Below are 2,846 nucleotides of genomic sequence, written 5' to 3'. Positions count from 1 at the left end.
CGGGGCAGGATCTCGACGCGTTTCTGACCTTGATGGCGCCCGGCGGGCGGACCGTACAAGTGCGTTGTCCGGTCGCGGCGCAGGACGAACCTGGGTCCGCACGGACCCCACCGGAACCCACGCCACCGAAGGCAATGTGCGCGCCCATGCCTTCACCGGCACGTCCCCGGCGTTCCTCGTCGCGATCACGCGACTCCTGCGGCTCACCCCCGCTTCCCCCGAGACCCGCGTCAGGCTCGTCGCCTTCACGGATCCGGTGCTCGCCCCCCTCACGGTCGACCAGTCCTGGGCCCTGCTGAAGAGTGAAGCGCACGCCACTGACAACGGCCCCCTGAGCGTCGACGAGTACCAGGTCAGCACCCTGGACACGGGGGAGCGGCACACCGTCCACATCGCCGGCGACGTGGTCCTCGCCGCCCCAGGCATCGAACTCGAAGCCCTCGAAACACCGCCCTCGGTCTTCCCCTGACCGTCAGCCGGGCGGAGCGAACCCGCCGGCCCGAGGCCCACCGTCCTCACCGGAGGCGGGAACAACGGGCGGCACGACGACCGGCACGACAGCGGAAGCGGCAGCCGCGGGCAGTCCCTCCGCGGACGGAGCGAACGCCCGCCGGGAATCCCGCGCCCGCCGCTCGGCGACGACCCCCGCCAGAAAGGCGTCGGCCGGCACCCCCGCCGGCGGAGGCGTCCCGGTCCGCGCCACCAACTCGTCGGCGAGCCGCTCGGCGAGCCGCCGCCCCACGAAGGGGTCCAGCTCACGCGCCCGGGTCAGGTACTGGCGTATCTCCAGCCACAGACTCTCCGGCACCGCCGACAGATCGAGCCCCGCGAACCGCCCCACCAGCCACGGCGGCGGCGGAGGCACCACGAGGGCCCGCGCCGCGGGCACGCGCTCCCGCACGACCAGGGTCCCCGCGAACACGTCACCGATCCGCCGCCCCCGCTCGGACACGAGCGAGGCGATACAGGCGACGACCCCGAAGGTCATCAGGATCTCCACGACCCCCATCGCGCCCCGCACCAGCGCGTGCCGGAACCGGATCGGCCCCCCGTCGTCCCGTACGACCCGCAGCCCGCAGACCAGCTTCCCCAGCGACCGCCCGTGCGACAGCGTCTCCACCGCGATCGGCGCCCCCACCAGCACGAGCAGGAAACCGGCGATCGAAAGAGCCGTCGCCGCGGCCTCGTCCAGGGACGCCGTCGCGACGGCCAGCCCGATCATGATCAGCAGATAGACGGCCCACACGACGACGAGGTCGATGAGCACCGCCAACGCCCGGCTCGGCAGCCGCGCCGGCTGCAACCCCAGCACGACGGCGTCCCCCGTCACCACCCCACTCACGGGCGCCACCTCTCCCCGACTCTCCGAGACTCTCCGAACGCCAGTCTGCCAAGCTGACCCGCAGCGCGCCGCAGTAGTACGAACCTGTCCGATGCGAGTGGCCTGGAGCAGCAGCCGATCATGGACCTCGACGTCTACGTCACCGCCCACCGGGCCGAGTGGGAACGCCTGGACCTCCTCCTGCGCCGGGGCGGCAAACTCACCGGCGCAGAGGCCGACGAACTCGTCTCCCTCTACCAGCGCACGGCGACGCACCTCTCCATCGTCCAGTCCACAGCCCCGGACCCCCAGCTCACGGCCCGCCTGACCCAGCTCGTCGCCCGAGCCCGCGCCACCGTCACCGGCACCCGCCGCTCCTCGTGGCGCGACGCCGCCCGCTTCCTCACCGCCGGTTTCCCCGCGGCCGTCTACCGCTCCCGCCACTGGTGGATCCCCACAGCGGTCCTCTCCACCCTGCTGGCCGTCCTCATCGGCTGGTGGATCGGCACGCACCCGGAGGTCCAGGCCTCGATCGGCGCCCCCACCGAACTCCGGGAGATGACCCGCCCAGGCGGCCAGTACGAGACGTACTACTCCAGCCACCCGGCGGCGTCCTTCGCGGCCCAGGTCTGGACGAACAACGCCCAGGCCGCCGCCATGTGCCTGGTCCTGGGCGCGTTCCTGGGCATCCCGGTACTGGGGATCCTCATCCTCAACATGCTGAACCTCGGCGTCGGCATCGGCCTCATGTCCTCCGCCGGCCGCCTCGACGTCTTCCTGGGCCTGATCCTTCCCCACGGCCTGCTCGAACTGACGGCGGTCTTCGTCGCCGCCGGCACGGGCCTCCGCCTCGGCTGGACCGTCATCGACCCGGGCCCCACCACCCGCCGCGCCGCGCTCGCGGAGCAAGGACGCGCGGCGGTCGGCATGGCGATCGGCCTGGCCCTAGTCCTCTTCGTCTCGGGCCTGATCGAAGGCTTCGTCACCCCCTCCGGCCTGCCGACCTGGGCCCGCATCGCCATCGGCATCGCCGCTGAGCTGGCCTTCCTCGCCTACGTCTACATCCTGGGCGGCCGGGCCTCCCGGGCCGGCGTCACGGGCGACCTCGAAGAACCGGACCGAAGCGCGGCACTCCCCACCGCAGCCTGATGTGCGGACGCCCCCGCTGACCTGCTAACCTCCTCCGGTGCCCACAAAAACCGTTGACACGGCGGCTGTGGGGAGGTAGATTCAAACGGTTGCGCGGAACTGGACAGTTCGGCCGCAACCAAGTAGAGTCTCACTCACTCCGGTCAGGAATTCTTTCCACGGAGTCATCCCGATTCTCATCCGAATCACGAAAGCCGCCGATTAGGTCGGCCGAAACGATTCTGATAAAGTCGGAACCGCCGAAAGGCCCCCGGAGTGAAAACAAAAGGGACCGGAAAGCGCCGAGGAAATCGGATCGGAAAGATCTGATAGAGTCGGAAACGAAGGAAGAGCCCGGAGGAAAGCCCGAGAGGGTGAGTACAAAGGAAGCGTCCGT

At 70.5% G+C, this 2,846-nt stretch carries 2 protein-coding genes and 1 pseudogene; 2 read left to right on the top strand and 1 reads right to left on the bottom strand.

Annotated elements, in window-relative coordinates:
- Nucleotides 1–73: 73 nt before the first annotated feature.
- Nucleotides 74–469: pseudogene (locus tag ACWFR1_RS40085) on the top strand (hypothetical protein); the annotation flags it as partial.
- A gap of 3 nt (nt 470–472) precedes the next feature.
- Here the strand turns inward: ACWFR1_RS40085 and ACWFR1_RS40080 are convergent.
- On the bottom strand, nt 473–1,342 hold the full coding sequence (locus tag ACWFR1_RS40080; protein ID WP_453560961.1) for an RDD family protein: 870 nt from the start codon (nt 1,340–1,342) through the stop codon (nt 473–475).
- 120 nt (nt 1,343–1,462) lie between these two features.
- On the opposite strand from ACWFR1_RS40080, the gene ACWFR1_RS40075 reads away from it, so the two are divergent.
- Nucleotides 1,463–2,470 (top strand): stage II sporulation protein M, encoded by a 1,008-nt coding sequence (locus ACWFR1_RS40075; RefSeq protein WP_453560958.1) that lies wholly within the window; start codon nt 1,463–1,465, stop codon nt 2,468–2,470.
- Nucleotides 2,471–2,846 lie beyond the last annotated feature (376 nt).

The sequence above is a fragment of the Streptomyces sp. NPDC055103 genome (assembly GCF_053607625.1).
Note: the sequence above shows the minus strand (reverse complement) of the source record. Positions and strands in the feature narration are given on the sequence as shown.